Source organism: Jejuibacter sp. L23 (assembly GCF_050815825.1).
In the GTDB taxonomy this organism is placed as follows: Bacteria; Pseudomonadota; Gammaproteobacteria; order Enterobacterales; family Enterobacteriaceae; genus Jejubacter; species Jejubacter calystegiae.
Genome location: NZ_CP138199.1, coordinates 3,103,454 through 3,120,418 on the forward strand (window position 1 = coordinate 3,103,454; position 16,965 = coordinate 3,120,418).

Annotated in this window: 20 protein-coding genes; all 20 read right to left on the minus strand. The window is 54.4% G+C overall.

Annotated features, from left to right (window positions below; translation table 11 throughout):
* Positions 1 to 23: 23 nt before the first annotated feature.
* The 20 genes from SCU88_RS14445 to SCU88_RS14540 all read right to left on the minus strand — a co-directional run bounded on the left by SCU88_RS14445 (position 24) and on the right by SCU88_RS14540 (position 16,799).
* A complete protein-coding gene (locus tag SCU88_RS14445) occupies positions 24 to 2,948 on the minus strand; it encodes a phage tail tape measure protein (RefSeq protein WP_175341779.1) in 2,925 nt (974 codons plus the stop codon).
* Complete coding sequence (locus SCU88_RS14450) at positions 2,941 to 3,207, minus strand: DUF1799 domain-containing protein (protein ID WP_175341780.1); 267 nt, start codon at positions 3,205 to 3,207, stop codon at positions 2,941 to 2,943. The genes SCU88_RS14445 and SCU88_RS14450 overlap by 8 nt, the downstream gene beginning before the upstream one ends.
* A gap of 47 nt (positions 3,208 to 3,254) precedes the next feature.
* Positions 3,255 to 3,566 carry a phage tail assembly chaperone gene (locus SCU88_RS14455; protein ID WP_175341781.1) on the minus strand — a complete coding sequence of 104 codons (312 nt, stop codon included), beginning with the start codon at positions 3,564 to 3,566 and terminating at the stop codon, positions 3,255 to 3,257.
* 46 nt (positions 3,567 to 3,612) lie between these two features.
* Entirely contained in the window at positions 3,613 to 4,296 is a 684-nt protein-coding gene (locus tag SCU88_RS14460; protein WP_175341782.1) for a phage tail protein, read from the minus strand.
* Between the two features lie 68 nt (positions 4,297 to 4,364).
* Positions 4,365 to 4,775, minus strand: coding sequence for a phage tail terminator-like protein (locus SCU88_RS14465; RefSeq protein ID WP_175341783.1), 411 nt, complete (start codon positions 4,773 to 4,775; stop codon positions 4,365 to 4,367).
* Positions 4,772 to 5,356, minus strand: a complete 585-nt coding sequence (locus SCU88_RS14470; RefSeq protein ID WP_175341784.1) for a hypothetical protein — start codon at positions 5,354 to 5,356, stop codon at positions 4,772 to 4,774. Before SCU88_RS14470 ends, SCU88_RS14465 begins: the two co-directional genes overlap by 4 nt.
* Positions 5,357 to 5,359: 3 nt before the next feature.
* Positions 5,360 to 5,710, minus strand: coding sequence for a hypothetical protein (locus SCU88_RS14475; protein ID WP_175341785.1), 351 nt, complete (start codon positions 5,708 to 5,710; stop codon positions 5,360 to 5,362).
* On the minus strand, positions 5,710 to 6,192 hold the full coding sequence (locus SCU88_RS14480; RefSeq protein WP_175341786.1) for a DnaT-like ssDNA-binding protein: 483 nt from the start codon (positions 6,190 to 6,192) through the stop codon (positions 5,710 to 5,712). The genes SCU88_RS14475 and SCU88_RS14480 overlap by 1 nt, the downstream gene beginning before the upstream one ends.
* Complete coding sequence (locus SCU88_RS14485; protein ID WP_175341787.1) at positions 6,189 to 6,779, minus strand: hypothetical protein; 591 nt, start codon at positions 6,777 to 6,779, stop codon at positions 6,189 to 6,191. The genes SCU88_RS14480 and SCU88_RS14485 overlap by 4 nt, the downstream gene beginning before the upstream one ends.
* Positions 6,761 to 8,221 (minus strand): glycosyltransferase family 2 protein, encoded by a 1,461-nt coding sequence (locus tag SCU88_RS14490; RefSeq protein WP_175341788.1) that lies wholly within the window; start codon positions 8,219 to 8,221, stop codon positions 6,761 to 6,763. Before SCU88_RS14490 ends, SCU88_RS14485 begins: the two co-directional genes overlap by 19 nt.
* On the minus strand, positions 8,221 to 8,781 hold the full coding sequence (locus SCU88_RS14495; protein ID WP_175341789.1) for an HNH endonuclease signature motif containing protein: 561 nt from the start codon (positions 8,779 to 8,781) through the stop codon (positions 8,221 to 8,223). The genes SCU88_RS14490 and SCU88_RS14495 overlap by 1 nt, the downstream gene beginning before the upstream one ends.
* A 158-nt stretch (positions 8,782 to 8,939) precedes the next feature.
* Positions 8,940 to 9,890 carry a major capsid protein gene (locus tag SCU88_RS14500; protein ID WP_175341790.1) on the minus strand — a complete coding sequence of 317 codons (951 nt, stop codon included), beginning with the start codon at positions 9,888 to 9,890 and terminating at the stop codon, positions 8,940 to 8,942.
* An 11-nt stretch (positions 9,891 to 9,901) separates the two neighbouring features.
* Complete coding sequence (locus SCU88_RS14505; protein ID WP_175341791.1) at positions 9,902 to 10,693, minus strand: hypothetical protein; 792 nt, start codon at positions 10,691 to 10,693, stop codon at positions 9,902 to 9,904.
* Positions 10,694 to 10,993: 300 nt separating this feature from the next.
* Complete coding sequence (locus tag SCU88_RS14510; protein WP_175341792.1) at positions 10,994 to 12,106, minus strand: phage minor head protein; 1,113 nt, start codon at positions 12,104 to 12,106, stop codon at positions 10,994 to 10,996.
* Positions 12,093 to 13,502 (minus strand): DUF4055 domain-containing protein, encoded by a 1,410-nt coding sequence (locus tag SCU88_RS14515; protein WP_175341793.1) that lies wholly within the window; start codon positions 13,500 to 13,502, stop codon positions 12,093 to 12,095. The genes SCU88_RS14510 and SCU88_RS14515 overlap by 14 nt, the downstream gene beginning before the upstream one ends.
* On the minus strand, positions 13,502 to 14,986 hold the full coding sequence (locus SCU88_RS14520) for a terminase (protein ID WP_175341794.1): 1,485 nt from the start codon (positions 14,984 to 14,986) through the stop codon (positions 13,502 to 13,504). The genes SCU88_RS14515 and SCU88_RS14520 overlap by 1 nt, the downstream gene beginning before the upstream one ends.
* 2 nt (positions 14,987 to 14,988) lie before the next feature.
* Complete coding sequence (locus SCU88_RS14525) at positions 14,989 to 15,504, minus strand: hypothetical protein (protein ID WP_175341795.1); 516 nt, start codon at positions 15,502 to 15,504, stop codon at positions 14,989 to 14,991.
* A gap of 78 nt (positions 15,505 to 15,582) precedes the next feature.
* A complete protein-coding gene (locus tag SCU88_RS14530; protein WP_175341796.1) occupies positions 15,583 to 16,032 on the minus strand; it encodes a hypothetical protein in 450 nt (149 codons plus the stop codon).
* 3 nt (positions 16,033 to 16,035) lie between these two features.
* Positions 16,036 to 16,275, minus strand: a complete 240-nt coding sequence (locus SCU88_RS14535) for a hypothetical protein (protein WP_175341797.1) — start codon at positions 16,273 to 16,275, stop codon at positions 16,036 to 16,038.
* Entirely contained in the window at positions 16,275 to 16,799 is a 525-nt protein-coding gene (locus tag SCU88_RS14540) for a KilA-N domain-containing protein (RefSeq protein WP_175341798.1), read from the minus strand. Before SCU88_RS14540 ends, SCU88_RS14535 begins: the two co-directional genes overlap by 1 nt.
* Between the last annotated feature and the right edge of the window lie 166 nt (positions 16,800 to 16,965).

The window sequence follows — 16,965 nt, forward strand, 5'->3', positions numbered from 1 at the left end:
AAAAAGAAACCCGCCGCAGCGGGTTATCGAGCCTTACTGTTAATCAGCTTCCATAGGGGCGTTCCCTGCCGCCCTGCTTCGGTGGTAACCGTCTGAATGATGGCAGAGCGCAACTGTCTGTTTGCCGCTGTCGTATCCCCCTGGGATGATGTTTGTTGCTGCTGATTGTTCTGGATCACCACATCACCAACATTAACGTTTACCCCGCCGCCGCCAGTTCCCCCCTGCAATCCGTACATGAGCGCCCGACCTCCGACATAGCCGCCATCGGCATACCCCTGGGCGCCGCGCATCATGGCGTAGAGATTCTCCACACCAATCGCCGCCGTTGCCTCTTTGGTGAAAACAAACTCCCCGCCGTGAACGACGCCCTTAGGCTGGTACTTCCCACCATTTCCGGTGTATCCGCCTACTGCAAACTCAGGTATATAGCCGCCAGACCAGGCCTGAATGCCAAAGAAACTACCGACTGCGGTCCCGCCAAATGCCGATTTCATGCTGTTGACCAGCGCCAGTTGCGTCAGCATCTGGGCGATCCCCTTCAGGAAGGTGGTAAGGAAATCCTTGAAATCAGCCTTTCCGGTGGTAAAGAAGTCGGTCAGTGTGGACGCCATTCCGCTGAAGGCCTGGGCGGAAATACCCTGGACCTGCGAATAGACGTTGGTGGCGCTATCTTCGAACTCTGCCCAGCCTTTTTTGGCCCCGGCCAGCCAGTCACTACGCAATGCATCTTCCGCCGCATAGTAATCACTGGCGGCCTTTAATTCCTTCTGATAACCGACATCGCTCAGGGAACCACCGGCATTCTGCCAGCCAGAAGCGAGCTGCGCCTTTGCCAGTTCCCGCTGTGCCAGGCGGTCACTCATGACCGAGCCGACACCGAGAGCCTGCTGCTTCTCGGCCATTTGAGTGACGTACTTTTGCGCCGTGTCCATGCGCTTATTCAGTTGCTCCTGCGCCGTAATCTGGTCGCCAAGAATAGCCTTTTGCCGCGCCAGTTGCAGAACCTGCTCTTTGCTCGCAAGCAGGGATTTTTCCTGTTTCGACAGCTTGCGAGTGCTCGCGGCATCTTCCAGTACCTGAAACTTGGCTTCGGTGGTCCATAGTTCCTTGCGCTGCTGGCTTATTTTGTCATTCAGCCCCTGGTGTTGCTGGAGTGTGCGGAGTTGAGCCTGAAGCGCCAGCAGTTCGGCCTGGGCGGTATCTGTAGCCCGGTCGCCGGACGAAGCGCCGATGCCTTTTTCCTTCGGTGTTTTTTTGCCATAAGCAGCCACTTCGGCCCGGTCTTTCTGGGTGGTACTCTGCTGCACCTTCTTCGCTGTACCGAGGTATTTTTCCGCGCTCTTATCGGCAGCGTCCCAGTCTTTCTTGAGCTGAGAAACGCTATTACCGTAGGCACCGGCCATCTGCTCGTTATAGCTCTGCCAGCCCTTCAGAGTGTCTGTTTTCGCCCAATCAGGGATAAGATCAATCGCGCTGGCGACGGATTGCGAAATAATCTGGTTCAACTTCTGAAAGACAATCGCCACGCTGTAGTAAATGGCGTTGAACTCTTTCATGGTGTTGGCAGCCAGTTCAGCCACCCACTTCCCGATGCTCTCCATCGCATCAGAAGCCCATCGCTTAACATCCATCCAAAGCCGACCAAAAGGGGTTAAAGCATCCTTTGCCTGCTTTCCCCTCTCTTCCATGGCGTTTCCGAATATATTTATCGCCTGGGTTACAGCGGCGGTCTGGTCTTTCTGTTTCACCAGTTGGTCAATGTGCTTAAGCTGGTCAACCGTGAGGAAGTTATATTGGGCGCTCAGGTTTTGCAGCGCTTTTACCGGGTCTTTATCGATATCGGCGTAAGCTTTTACGATTTCCTGCGCTGACACAACACCTGTCTGTACGGCCATCGCGGTCGAACTGGCCGCTTTTTCAAGCTGCTGCTGCGTCAGCGCTCCAGTGCTAACCAGTTGCGTCATTAGATCCTGCACTGTTCCCACCGTAGCGCCGGTAGCACCAGCAATATCATGAGCGGCGGCCATGACCTGCCCCGCCGTCACCCCGGCGATATTACCAGTACGTATGATCGCGTGGTTTATCTCATCGAACGTGTTGAAATAGTCGATCCCGGCCTTCGCAGCCACCAGCACAGCACCAGCCAGTCCGCCGATAGCCAGACGTGCTGGCGTAATCAGCGAGGAAACCGCCTTCAGCGTGTTACCGATGCCGCCGAACGAATCACGAAGCTGGCCGCCCTGCTGAATAGCCACCATGTAAACAGGCATACCCGAGGCCAGCGATGTGACGATGTCGGTTATCTGCATCGGCAGATAGCGCATAGCGTTCCGGTACTGACCGGCACTAATGGCCCCGGTTTTCCATGCGTTCTCCTGCTCCCGCAGTTTCGCAATCATCGGAGCTGCCTGCTGCGACACTCCCAGTTGCGCCGCTTTCAGTTCCAGCAGTTCGCTGCGAGTCTTGCCGATCGCATTGGCCTGTTCCTGTAGCGAGTCGATAAACGTCCTGCCTGCCGCCGCTGCGCGCTGGGCTGAGCGGGCTTGTTCGAGTCGCTCGCGCCCCTCCGCCGTTTCCGCCTCCATCACTTGTGCCAGTTTGGCCCGGGTGGTGTCCAGAACGCCGTTATAGCGCGCGAAATCCTCATCGCCTACCAGTCCCTTTCCGCGAAATTTCGCCAGGCTCTGCTGGATGGTATCGAGTTCGTCGAGAGCTTTGTTAACCGGGCTGATTTTGTTCAAGAGATTCTGGAGTTCCTGCTTCTGCTGGCGCAGGCTTTCGGCATTCTTCTTCTGCCGGTCGATGCCTGTTTTGAACGTATAGTTCAAGTCGTCAGCTTTACCGGCAGCGCGGGTCGCTGTTTCCTGGAACCGGTCGAGTTCTTTACTACCACGCTCAAGCTCACCTGTATTTACCCGCAGGGAAATGGTAGCGATGTCAGCCATGCCCTTTCTCCTTATGCATTATTTTTAGCGCGGTTCGTTCCATGATCCTGATATCCGATAGCGCGGTTGCCTCGTCCTGTACGTCATGAATCCGCATCAACCAGGGCAGGACGTTGTAATCCATCCCGGTTACCCCGGCCATTCCCGTACGCCACTGCGTGCTGGCAGACTGGAACACGAGGAATGCTGGCCAGATATCCGGCCAGACTTCGACAATCACTTCTTCGTAATCGTCGGCGGTCAGACCAAACGCCGCCATTTCCTCGGCTGACGTCTCAGGCGTATAGAACTGCGAGGCAACCGCTATCAGTTTTTTTCGCGGTTCCCCGTCAGTTCGCGATAATAGGTTTCAGGGATAGTTCTTAATGCGGACGGGTAGTTTTCCAGCAGGATTTCCAGGTTTTCGGCATTGAATTCATCAGGCAGCGCCCAGCCGTCGATAATTTCCATCATGAAATCCACGGCGGTTTTTCCGTCGAGTTTTTCAATCGCGGACAGTTCTTTGAGCGGCTTATGCCTGAAAGTGATCGTCAGTTCGCCATCCTCGGCGCCAGCGCGCGGGATTTTTACATTTGCTTTAAACGTGGGTTTCGGCTGTAGCGTAAATTTGGTGCTCATTATGCGTCCCTAAAAAAGCCCCTTTCGGGGCGATGGTGGTTATCAATTAGCTGCCAGGAGTGCTACCGTCATCAGCAATTTTGTAGAACGTCATGGCCGGGGACTGGAGCTGGAGCGCTACGGTCACCGTTTCCACCTCGTTTACGGCGGTTGCCGGGATTTTGTTAAACGACACGGTGGCGGACCAGTAGCGGTTTTCCTTCGCTTTCGGGATGTACATATACGCGGCCACGGTGTCCCCGTTTTCGTCCAGTCTGTCCAGTAGTGGGTAAACAGGGAGCGAGGAATCATGCGCGATGGTGTACGTTTGTGAACTGGCCGCCTTGAACGTGTTCAGATTGCGCTGGCGATCGTCACTCAGAAACTGGATCTGGGTGGTGTTCTGGTCACCGCCAGCGTTAGCAACCTCGGTAATTTGAGGTAACTCGGTCCACTCGCTGACAACCCGAATGGAACCGGCGCCGCTGCCCGCCGGATATTTATTGACGTTGGTCGTGTCAATATTGCCGAGCGTGACGGACGTACCATCGACCGCTGTGATTTTAGCCACCACGTCACTGATTCCGGACCAGCCAGAGGTGATATGAACAATGTCATCTTCCTGCAGGCCGGTAGCACTGGCGACAGTAATCACGGCGTTTTCGGCGTTGGTGATGTCGGTAAATGGCACCGCATCAGCGTATTCGGACGCAAGATAAACGTGCGATCCATTGGGTAAGGCAAAGCCCATGGCCTTTCTCCTGTACGAAAAAAACCGGCTCGCGGCCGGTTGGTTATGAGGTTTGTGGGGTTTGGTGTTTAGCTGACGATGTCGGCCCGATAATTCAGGCTGACGGGCACGGTATAGGTGGTATCGGTGGTTATGCCAGCAAAAATGGCAGGGGGACCACTTATCCAGCATGTAAATCCGTCTCCTGCCAGTTCCTGACCTTCAGGAAAGAGCGCGGCAACCTGGCGGGCCAGCGCGCCAGCAGAGGATCTGCCAGAGCCAGCCGGAACAACGACATTAATCTGATATACGCCGGGAAACATCCGGCACTTTAGCGATAAATCCAGCGTTCGCGGCGTAGCGGGCATGTCATGCACGGCAAGGTAAGGTGCGCCCGATGGTGGATCAAAGACGACATTATCCCAGGCGACCGGGATCCCCTCCGAATCGGCCCACCTCCCCAGTCGAGCCGCCAGCGCCGCAGAAATATCAGGAATCACGTTTTTAACTCCCTGGCCGATTCGTCAAAAAACCGCTGAAACTCGGCGGCGGTGATACGCACCATTCCCGCTGGCGCCTGGGTTGAATGCCCCATTTCCAGCGGGTAGGCATACGGCACGTTATTGCAGAAATAGATCGCCTGCATCCCCACCTTAAACAGAGATAGCTGGTACTCACCGGCTGCGCGGGTCAGATGCCCCTGCTTGTCGATGACTCCGGTTTCCCCCTCTGTTGGGGCATCGAACGACACCTGCCAGTTGCCACGGAATCTGCCGCCGGTATACCCGGGCGGCGCCTTAATATCCATGCTGTCGTTGACCCTGGATTTTTTCTTCAGGCGCCCGGTTTTGGTCAGGTTAGCGGGATCAGTTCGCAACCCTTCATTGTGTTCGGCTACCGCAACGTTATAGGCCGCCGCCGTCTTATTCACCTGCCATAGCTCAGGGTTACCAACGGGGGACATCATAATCAGTTGGTTCAGGATTTTTATGCTGGTGGCACGCACCACCTGCTCCTGGTTCGATTTAGCCTGGTTCACGAATGCCGTGATTGACTCCACGAACGCTGTATTCTCGCCCATGTGCTACGCCCTCAACTGCGCCCGGTAGCAAATCACCAGCCTGGCCGGTTTTACGGGGTTCGGCGCAACGACGCGATGCCGCTTACCGTCGATTTCCACCAGGTCACCAACGCTAATTTCCTGCTCTGCGGTAAACACGATCCGCACATCGCCTGATTTGATGACCGTGCCATCTATTTCACCCGGTTGATAGTCTGTGCGCACGCCAGTGGCCGTGTACGGCGTTTCGGGGCGCTCATGCTCCACGCCGCCGATGACTTCCAGAGAGCCGGGGCGCACAGCCTGAAACTCTACGCCATTGGCGGTTATCATCCTGGTGGAGCGGTCGCGCATGCGCTGGTAGTTGATAGCCATTACGCACGCTCCGCGAATGTGTTGATCGCAAATCCCCGGGCAATCGCCAGACCATCCAGCAGGGCTGTAACGGCAGGATAGGACGGGGTAAACGTCTCGCCCTCAGCCACGGCGTAGGTCATGGTAATGGCGCCCTCTACCCGCTCAGTTTTAACCGCAGCCTCGCGCACGCTGCCCAGCAGTTCGCCATCGATGGCCTCGACCGCAAGCATGCATTGCGCAGTGATAACCTGCCGGGGAATTTTGTCGTGCGGCAACTCATGGTCTTCGATGTAGACATCTCTGCGAGGCCATGCCAGAGGCTGCGCGGGATTGACCCGGCGTCCTGCCCAGTTAAGCCCTTCGAGATAGTCCATCGCCTTAATCAGCAACGGGGCTGTTTTATCCGGCAGTTCTATGCCACGCAAATCAGCGAACGCTGCAAGATCGGCCTCGCTGGCGTAGCTATTGAATCCCGGACTTGTGGGGTCGGTATTAATCATAGTTCCTCCAGAACGTCGGCCAGCGCCCACGCCCGCCGGGCCTCAGTCCGGTTTTTTCCATCAGGATGGCGCTCAACACTGGGGCCGTCGGCGTGTTCAACCAGCGATTGCGACAGATAAACCACCTCCCGCCCCCACGCCCGACCGATAGCAAAATCAGCAGCGAGATGGTGCGGCCAACGCTCCAGAATGCTCGCAATCTCGCCTGGTGGGACGCTATAGCAAACGCCGTGAATCAGGGTTGGCAGAGTTATAGTATCTGAGCCAGACGACAGCTTTTCTGCAATGGTGGATTGCCACTGCGGCGGCCTGCTGGTACCAAGATAGAAACTGACGAGAGAGCCAGGAAAGCGCTCCAGCACATCGCCAGCAAGCTCCGAGAACGAGCGCACAGGAATGGCATCGTCCTCCATCACTATCACCCGGCGATTCTGCTGCGCGGCCCACTCCAGCGCCCGGCGGTGATTCCAGTTTGCGCCGTGGTTCCCTTCATCCACCAGCAGATGAGAGTCAAGATAAGAGGCCAGCGCCACGGCCTGGCTGCGCCGGGCGTGGTGCCCAACAATGACTATTTGTGCATCCACCACGCACACTCCTTACCAAATCCGCTGGTTTTGAATACCGTATTCACTACCGGCCCATGCACGACACGATCACCGAACGAGTGGGCCACAATGCCGAAGGCGCACATGTCGAACGGTGTCGCTGGCGCCGCCTCCTTTCCCCAGAACCTGTTGCTTTCGATACTGAAATAAAGCCTGATAACCCGGTGCGCAAACTCCATCACATCAGCGCGTGAACCGCCTAACAACCCGGCGTTCAGCAGAGTGCTATGCCGGTTCGCCTCCATGAATTCACTGTAAGCAGTGCCGTGGTGGCTCTTCCTCATCCACTCGTCAGCGTAGGTTTTTGCCTCTGAGCCAACGTAGATAACACCGGGCTGCATGTCCTGCCACGGCTCACGCAGCATTTCGACATCAGTACCGTCAGTGCACCACACAAACCGATATTCAGGGTGCTCTCTCAGATAGCGATAGATGTGCAACCAACGCTGAAAATAGACGCTCATTTCAACGTCGGGAACCGTAACTACCTCAGCGCCATGCGTCGCCTGCTTCAGTTCATCAGCCAGCACCACCCTATCAGCGCCACGGATGGATTTGGCCCATTTTTCCAGTAGCGAGGGATCAGGCTCCATCTTCGTTCCGCGCTGCGGGTCCGGCTGACTGGTCAGCAGCGATGTAATCACTACATCGCGCTGGCGCCGGTACTCTGCATAGCCGGTATAGCCACTATCACGGCGGGAGTTATGGATGCCTGCATTCCGTTTGACAAGTTCCTCCCGGTCATCGCGGGAAACGCTCCGATTAACCGCTTCATGTTCATCAAGTGAGTGAATCAGCTTTTCAGAGCCAACTACATCAGCAAACGCCCACGTCGTCAGACCCGCGTTGTGGATGCGCATCGCCAGGTCGCCATGTTCGTACATGCCGCGCCCATATATCAGATCGAAACCGCCGACCCGCTCGATAGCGCTGCGGTGGTAGTACAGCATCACCCCGCGCTGTCCGGTGTATGCGATGTGCTGTTCATCCTGATACAAAACGGCGATATCCCTCAGTTTGCGTGGGCCAGCCAGGTCGAGAAACTGATACGCAAGGTGAGGCTCGGGCGATTCGATGTAAGGAAGATGCCAGTTGTCGGCGATGGCATACGCATCGTCATCCCACAAAAATAAATGTTCGCATCCTGAGTCCATAAGGCATTCAAGGCTGGCATTTTTCGATGCGACAATCCCAAGTGACTTATCGTGCCGGATTAACTTGCACCAATCCGGCACTTTTGCTGGAGGGTTGGACCCGTCATCGATGACGAATACCACAGCGCCGGTAGGTAAATGTTTACGATGTTGCTCAAGTGAATTTGCGAGTACCTGCGGCCTGTTATGCGTAGTTATCGCGATCCCGATTTTATTGTGAGAAACGCTATCGGCGCGGACATAAGGAACCCCATCAACAATGACGTCCATTATTTCCCCTCAAATTCGCAACGTGCTTTTTCAACCGCAGCCGTTGCTTCTGATAATGTTTCAAATTCCTTTTGGAAAATGATATCGCCATTTCTTGTCAGTCTTGCCCTGAACTTTCCGCTTTCCCTGAGAGATACACCCATCACTCCAGTGGAGCTAACTGGCTTTACTCGGTTCCAAACATTTACTGTATGTGTTACCACTCTTAGATGTTTTGGGTTGACACACTTTCGGTTATGGCAGGTGTGATCAATTTCAAAACCATCAGGAACATCCTTGACCAGTAGTTCATAACTGGCTTTGTGAGCCAGGGTCATCATCCCTTTATGTTTGAACATTCCATAGCCGTCTGGATTTATGTATGCAAGCCAGTTCCAGCATCCGGTTGACTCATCAACCATATACTTGCTTCTCAATCTATCGAGTGGTGATTTTGCTTCGTGGGATCCGGTTTTATAGAGTCGCAGATAATGCATCTGGCACATGCCTTTGCAATGCGCTGGCCGTTCACATGAATTAACGGAACAGGTTTTCCCTGCATTTCTAACAAGTCCGCTCATCGGAATTACCTTTTAGTGATGAACCTTGTCGCACAGGAGATCCGGCCCTCAGAAGGCTCCGACGCCAGCCGGTTCCTCAAGGGTCATCCTGAAAGGTTCTGAGTAGAATGTGCGCGTGCGATGCGCATAAAAAAGGGGCCGAAGCCCCTTTGTGATGATTAGCTGCCGCCGCCAAGCTTGATCAGAACGCCAGCGGTGGACTTGTTGCTGGTGAAGTGTTTCTTCCAGTTCGCGCCGGTGCCGATCTTAGTCAGATCCGGGTTGCTACCGCCTGCCGTGGTGTCCCAGCTATAGCCCAGCAGTTCAACGTTGACCGTGCCCTCAGCACGATAACCAATCGCGAGGTTTTCCTGGTCGTTGATGTCGTATGAACGGAATCCCGGAGCCTGAGATTCAGTTACAGACACGCCACCGGCTACCAGGCCGAGGATGGCATCTGCATCCATGGTGTCAGTAACCAGAACCGGTTTACCCAGGGTTCCCGGTTGGCCGCCGTACACTACCACCCCTGCCTCTTCGTAGATTTTGTTGTCGATAGCCTGATCGACGATGTCGAAATACGTGGTGGAATGCATGACGAACAGTGCAACTCGGTTGAATTTGTCGCCATATTTCCGCAGTCCACGAGTCAGGGTTTTCTTGCCATCAGTGGCAATATCGGCTGTGACAACCATATCAGCATTAGCGCCGATGGCCGCGACTGCCCCCTGGAGCGCGTATTTGATGTAACCTTCCAACGTGGCGTCAGCCACATCGACACCAACCACTTCGGAGAATTCGTCTACAGAACGACCTCGACGCTTAAACGCCTCCTCAGTAGTCATATACGGCCCATATTTCCAGGGGGCCTTAACACTGACCGATTCACCGGCGCCAATCTTCTTACCAGTAACAGGATCGGTGGAGTTGACGTCGCGGGACTCAATGGAGCCACCGACCTGATAGAAAGCGCGTTTGCGGAAATCGCCTTCGATCAGTTCATTGTCCAGAATAATCGCCCCGTTAGAGGCCTGGTTAAAAACATCCAGATTGTCCTGGCGACGTTCCAGGAACGCAGTCTGCGCCAGGTCGTCGTAAATAATCAGGTCAGAATTGACGGTAGTATCCATCTAAAAAATCCTTATTTGGGAAGTCGTAGGAATGCCTGCTGTCCGTGTTTGCGGACATAGGCTGCTTTGTCTGCGGCGGACATTTCTGAGCGCTTGAGGGCATTACCACCAGCCCCCGGTTTGTGACCTCCGGCGCCAGTACCTTCAGCGCGGGGGAACAGGTGGGGAGCCGTCTCCTTGAGAGACTCGGCCCACTCTTCGGGGGTGAGTGGTGACTTGCCATCTTTGCCGAACAGAACATCACCATTTGTATCAACAGCTACGGCCTCGCCGTCCTCGTTGAGCTGGAAAGTGCCCTTGGCACGCAGGATCAGGTCGTCGGATGCCTCCGCCAGCGCGCCAGCTTTCGCTGCGGCAGAACGGATGGCATCGGCCAGAACGCGATCCCGAAATTTGTTGGAGAACGCCTCAGCTTTTTCAGCGCGTTCATTGGCAGTTTTGATTTGCTTATCGACATCGGCGCGCAGGCGCTCGGTGCGTTTGTTCAGCACCTCATCGATTTTCCCGGCAGCGATAAGCTTTGCCTCTTCGTCATCGGAAAAGCGCTGCAAAATGCCGCGAACGGCTTCGGGGTCGATGCCTTCAAACTGTTTCAGCGACTCACTGGACTCCTTGAGCTTCCCCAGCAATTCGTTATTTTTGGTCTTCAAGCCGGTAACGGCACTATTCACCCGCTCATTGATAATTTTCTCAATTTCAGGGGTAATTTCCGGCGTGCCTTCGCCGCCGCCAGCGCCACCACCGTCGCCGCCTTCAGAGCCTGCCGCAGAGTAATATTTAATGAACATATTTCGAAAAAGCATGGTATTCCCCTTGGGAAAGTTGCGGGCTTAGCCCAATAAAAAAGGCCGCCCTGGGCGACCTGTGTTTTAGATAAAAATTTGCACGTTAACCTGTGGGGAGAATCACCTCGTCGGAAAGCGTGATCCCGTCGGACGCAAGAACGAAGGTGACAACCAACTTTCCTACTTCTCCAGGGTGGCTATCAATCCTCAGTTCAGACTGATTGGACAAAAGCTGTCCGCTCTCTTTATCAAATAGCGCTATCCCCCCGCGAAACCGTTTTAAAACCAATTTTCGCGCTGGCATCAATCTTTCACGGCTCAAATTCCTGCCTCCTCAAATGCTCGCGCATCGCGCTGGCGCAACTGCTCAAGCGTTAGCCATTCGCCACGGTCGGTATAGAACTCATCCGGGCTCATGCCTCCGTCACGCATCAGTCGGGCGCGTTTCTCGCCCAGCACCTCTACCTGCCGCCGGTACGGCTGACGTTCCAGCCAGTCCCGGTAGTTCGTCTCTGCTGCGACCTGACCATCCATACTTGCGCGGGTGCCCTCATCCATTTCGTCGATATCGAGACCCAGTTCGCGCCAGGACTTCAGAATCAACGTTTCGGTAGAACGGCAGCAGAAATGAATCCGGCCAGGTCCCTGCAAATAGGGAACCTTGTGGCCGATCGGCTTGCCGTCCAGGGTGTACCGCAGCCGGTCACGAATGATGCAGTCGCGGCTGGTTTTGTTGTCCAGAGTGGATTGCCATTGCTTCCCCTTCGCGATGTCGCTGTTAGCGTTAGCGAAGCTGCTACGCGCCGTTGCTGCGATATGGTTTACCGCCGTTTTGGCAATACTGGCGGCGTTCGCCCTGCTCATCTGAATTGCACCATCACGGTAGTGCTGGTTCGCGTGACCGCGCACGTTGCGCGCTATCGTTTCAGTCGTATCTCCGGCCAGATATCCGCGGCGTACAGCGTTGATAATGCGCGTCAGGCGATCCGATTCGAGGTTGCTGGCCCACTCACTCAACAGGCGCCCCTGGAATGGCTGGGACATCGCCGTTGCATAAACCATATCAGCCGTAATGCCCTGCAACGGATAGCGGGAGGCTACCGGGCCAGGCAATAGCGAATCGAACAGACTTAGCTGATAGCCTGCCTCATGCTCTGCAAACTCCCGCAGTTCGCCCTGCAGCGCGCTCTGCAACGCAGATACCGCCTGCCGGTTCAGTTCCCGAACGCTACCCAGCAGGCTCTCCAGGCGTTTGACCGTGAAACTGTCGGCCGGTAGTCGGTCTAGGGCATCCAGCAGGCGGCCGGTCAGGTCAGCATCGGTTTCGTTCAGCGTTTTCACCATGCGGTTTGCAACGCCGGTACTGTAGCGAGCTACCCAGATGGAATGGGCGATAGCCTCATCCCGCAGGTTTTCATTAATCGTCGCCATTTCCGCCACCACTGCCGATCAGCGTCGGCTCCTGATTGCGAATTGTGTCGATCACGTCCTCGATGCTGTCGCCCGGATCGATGATGTCCAGGCGCTGGAGCGCGCGCACCATGTCCGAATCACGAATAGCGCCGGATTGCCACGCCGAAACGATGGCCGTTACCATGCCGGATTCGGCCACTTTCGCGATGAATTCCTGGCTGATAACGAAGGTTGGTTCCTCGCCTTTCATCCCCAGATACCGGGCGCACCACGCCAGCGCGCGCCCGTATGCCTCGGTAACGTTCGATACACAGATCCCCAGGACAGAGGTCGATGATGTCTGTTCGCCGCTGGCCTGTGTGGCCGTTTTGGCCGCCGAATTCTGCTCAATCAGCCGGGCGCCGAGCTGCACCATATAGTCGCGTTTACTGTCCATCGCCTCTTTAGCGAGCATATTCGGTGCGGCCTGGGCATAAGCAAACGAGCCCTCTTTCGGCAGAAGCAATGGCTCACGGGAGCCAACTTTAACGCCGTTCTTTTCCAACCAGTCGCGCCACATGGAATCAATCCCGGAAATGTACGGCTGTACCTGCCCACAGAACCACACGCTATCCTCATAATCCGCGCTGTTCCGGTAATGCCCGAGATTAATCTCAGTCAGCGCTGCCAGCGGTGATTCGTCAATCGTCGGGTCGTTATTCTGGGCGCCGACGAACGTGAACGGGATTTCGTCCCAGGATGTTTCGCTTTTCGGTTTCGGCCAGTATTCGCTACTTATTTCGTAACCACCACTACCGGTTTCCCCGCTGCGCCGCCAGACCCGGCAAACGAACCGCCCCTCTTCCAGCGCCAGTTCTCGGTACTGAATAACATTCTTGAATCCGTATCCGTCCGGCTCTTCAATACACTCACGCAGAACCACCAGCACCAACTGATCCCGGCCATTAATACGGTCGGTGCGCCAGTTGATGATGTTTTCAGCCTGGTATCGGAGGATGATCGCCTGGTTAGCACCATCGGCGTAATCGACGTAAAGCCCCTCGCGGGCCACCTCCAGCACGTTATCCAGCACCTGCTGTGCCTGCTGATAGATACTGGTTCCTGCACCATCGGCATTGCTCTGCGCATATTCCAGCTTTTCCGGTGCCGTCAGCGTGGGATCTTTCCGGAACGCCAGTCCGAGCATGCCGATTTTGGTATTGCTGGTTATCGCGTAGAAAACAGCGCGCGTGAGGTAGTCATCGTTACGTTTCCGGTTTCGCGCTGATTTATCCGAGGGGGCCAGTTTAGGCAGATACTCATGCCCCGCCGATTTTATTGCCTCCGCCCCCTTGCAGACGTCGCGGATCTTCTTCCAGACCTCACACGCCGCCTTCTGCTCAGGGCGAACAAATGTAATATCGTAATTTGCCATCAGAAAGTGGTATCCAGAGAGATAGAGAAAGCCGGTTTAGTTCGTTTTCTAGTTACAGAGAAATAGCGAAACGCATCGGCGCCATGGGATGTCCAGTCATGCAGTGGTCTATCCTTCCAGCACCCCCTTTTGTCATCCCATTCTTTGCGATAGTTCTCCAGCGCATTAATCCCATCTGCGCACTTAACATCGTCAAACACGCAAGCGGGAAGGATTTCGCGAACCAATTCAATTCCCTCGTCAACGCCTGATTTTGGCACCACACTAAATACCAGGGAGTATATTTTCCCGTCGATTTCATACCCTTCCCGGGCAAGTTCGCGGCGTGATTTCGCATCGCTACCAAATTCGCGGTTGTCGATGTCATGCGGCCCCCAGTGCTCACCGTATTCATAGCCACGGTCTTTCAGCACCTTCATGTAGTGGCGCAGGCCTTCACCGCTGTTTTCGTAGTAGTCTATTACGTGGAATTCTTCACCAACTTCCCTTACGAACCAGATAGCTGTTGAGTCGCCAACACCAATATCCCAGAACGTGTGAACTGGAAGATGAGAATTATCAGGGATGTCCCCAATGCGCTTATTCTGATACAGCCACCGGAACTGCTTGGCGTAGTAAGCGCCTTCGACTGATTGCTGAAATGCCTCTGCGGGGATGGATGGGTATTCCCGCTTCATGTCATCGCCGAGCGTCTTCTCTTTAGCGAGATACCAGGCTTTCTGGCGGTCATTTAGTTTAACGCCGTGTTTTGTCTCAATCTCAGCGAAATAATCGCTCAGGCGCTGCGGTATTGATTCCACGGGGTCGATTGCATACTGCGGATTCTTCCACCATGAAAAGAAGAAAAACTTCCAGTCCAGGTTGGATAGTTGCTTACCCTGTAGTTGGGCTTTTTCTGCCGACTGGCAGTAATCAAAAAAGTACCCCGCCCTTCCCTCTGCGGTGCTCTCAATCGTAGTAAAGCAATCGGTAGACACCGCTTCAAATGCGCCGGTGACAATCTCACGCGCTTTATCAGGGAACTTGGCACATATCTTCCCAAATTCGGAAACATGCAAATATCGCAACGTGCCACCACGAAAGGATGTACTGATATAGAGAGAACCGCCTTTCTTAAAAACAAGCTCACCTGCCGCATCGTTGCTTGCCGGGTTTGCCGCCTTTATCTCATTGGGGAGCCGGTCATAGGCGTACTTAATCTTCTCCCTGAATAACCGCTTGGCGTCATTGAGGGTGTGAGCAATCAGAGCGCATTTCGCAGCCTCAAACAACGCCGCATCCAACTGGATAATGCAAACCTCGGTGGTAAACCCAAGTTGCCGGGCTTTCAGAATGATATTCCTGGTATGCATCCCCTCGAAGTATTCGAGTTGCTCAGGTGTCATCCTGAAGCGGGTCGGCTTTCCTTCTTTGTTGGTTATCCAGTAGAGATGATTTAGCCGCCAGAGCTTGTCACGAAGCAGCGCGAGATGTTCCGCCTTCATGCTCACCCCTTAGCTAATTCATCCATCATTGAAGACAAGGATTCTGTCTCGTCACTCTTCTTCTCAGAGTCGATGTTGTAGGCTTCGCGCTCGGCTTTGATTATCTTCACCTGAGCATCTACGCCAGCAACGAGAGAGCGGGAAAGAGAAGCGTGGTTATCTTCGGTAAAATCGACACTTTCCAGGAAGTCGCCAAGTCGGTTAGCTATGCGCCGCCATCGGGTTAGATCCACCCGGTGACCAAGAACTACATCAGCAGCAGCTTCGGATGCTTCATCGATAATCTCATCGTCAGTTCGCACATGTTCGCGCGAACCGTCATTGCGAACCTCGCTGCGAACCAATTTCAATCTGGTCGCTTCCTTGACCTTTTCTGTCAGGTCTCTTAGCCAACCATTTTGCGTTGCTCGCTTCCTTATCGCAGTGTCGCTTACTCCATACTTTTCGGCTATTGCACGAATGGACAGCGAGCCAGCCCGGTAAGCCGACTCGATGGCCTCCCAGTCTGGTTTTGCCATAGTTGTTCCTTACTCTTTGTTCATTCCTGAATCTCCTCGGGAGGAGACTGAGGAATGGCCGCCCGTAGGCGGCTATGTTCATTTCATCAGGCTTGCGGCGTACTCAATCAGGTATAGCTTCGGGGCCAGCCAGATTTTCAGCCACGCCGGATTCGCCAGCACGGCAAGTACGGATGAGAGCCATGCCAATAGCACCGCACCAAATGGGAGAACAAGCGGGTTGAGTTCACCGTTATGACTCCAAACCAGAGTGGACGCGTATTTTGGATTTCCTTTTTCCCACGACCACCCCTCACCACCAATTATCCCTATTTCAACCTTTTTGCATTGGCTTCTGATTATCCAGACCGCCAGGGGAATCGAGGCGAGGGCTATGATTGTCATAATTAGACTCTGAACAAAATTCCACAGCAGTAGTTGGTGAATAACGTCTGGTATCTGCGCCTGGCTGAATGACACTGCCGCATCAATGCCACTGCTCGCCTTCTGTAGCAGTTCCGCGAGCACTTTGTTTGCCTGTTCGTTCATCGTTTATTCCTTCCCTTTTCGCGAGAAAACTGACTTCGCAAACCAGCAGATAAACGCCCCACAGATAACAGTGGTTGGCGTCACGGGGATGGAAGCGCTCCAACCGGCAGCGCCTGCGATTGCGTTCCACGCCATTAATGCCAGAGTGACAATCCCCAGATATGCGAAAACGAATGCAATAAATACCAGTGATGCGACTAACACCACCTGTCCGGTACTCAGACCGCTAAACTCATATTTCATTACGCTGCTCCCTGCATGATTGCGACCATGTCGGGGTCCATCTGGTCAATTAGGTTCTGTCGGGTGGTTTCAAGCATGTTCTTCCGGCCACCGACCCCCCATCGATTCATCTTGCGAGCACACTCGCTTACTTCCTGCTTTTCATTCGTGATCAGCAAGTCGAGTCGATTAAGCATGGTCATGCTGGAAATGCCATTTAGCACGGCCTCGCGGAATGTCTCATATACCCGAATTTCAAAGTCAGGGTTCAGCCAGGCTGCATAGCGGATGGCGATTAGCTCAAGCCCCCAAATGCCTGATTCAATGCCACCCTTAATTATTTTTACCGAAGCCCTTTTTTGGGCTTTGGTTAATGATTCGGCAAATCGCCCAATTTGAGAGCTACGCATGAATTTACTTGGTCGCTGCGCCTCTGTAGCCTCGCCTTTCAATACCGCTGCTGCGTGCAAATCATTCAGGTTGTAGCGCCCTTCTTCATCTACTCGAACAGATACGCCATTAACAATTACAGTTGGATATTGCATGGTGATTACCTTCAAAAAAGAGACCTCTGCTCACCAGAACGGCCATACCCGAGCGCACCATGCTACGATGGCGTTCTCAGAGGTCGCTTTTGTGAATGGTCTCGGGGTTGGAATGCGCGGTGAGTGCGCGGTGAAATTCGGATGTAAAAAAGCCCCGGCTAACCGA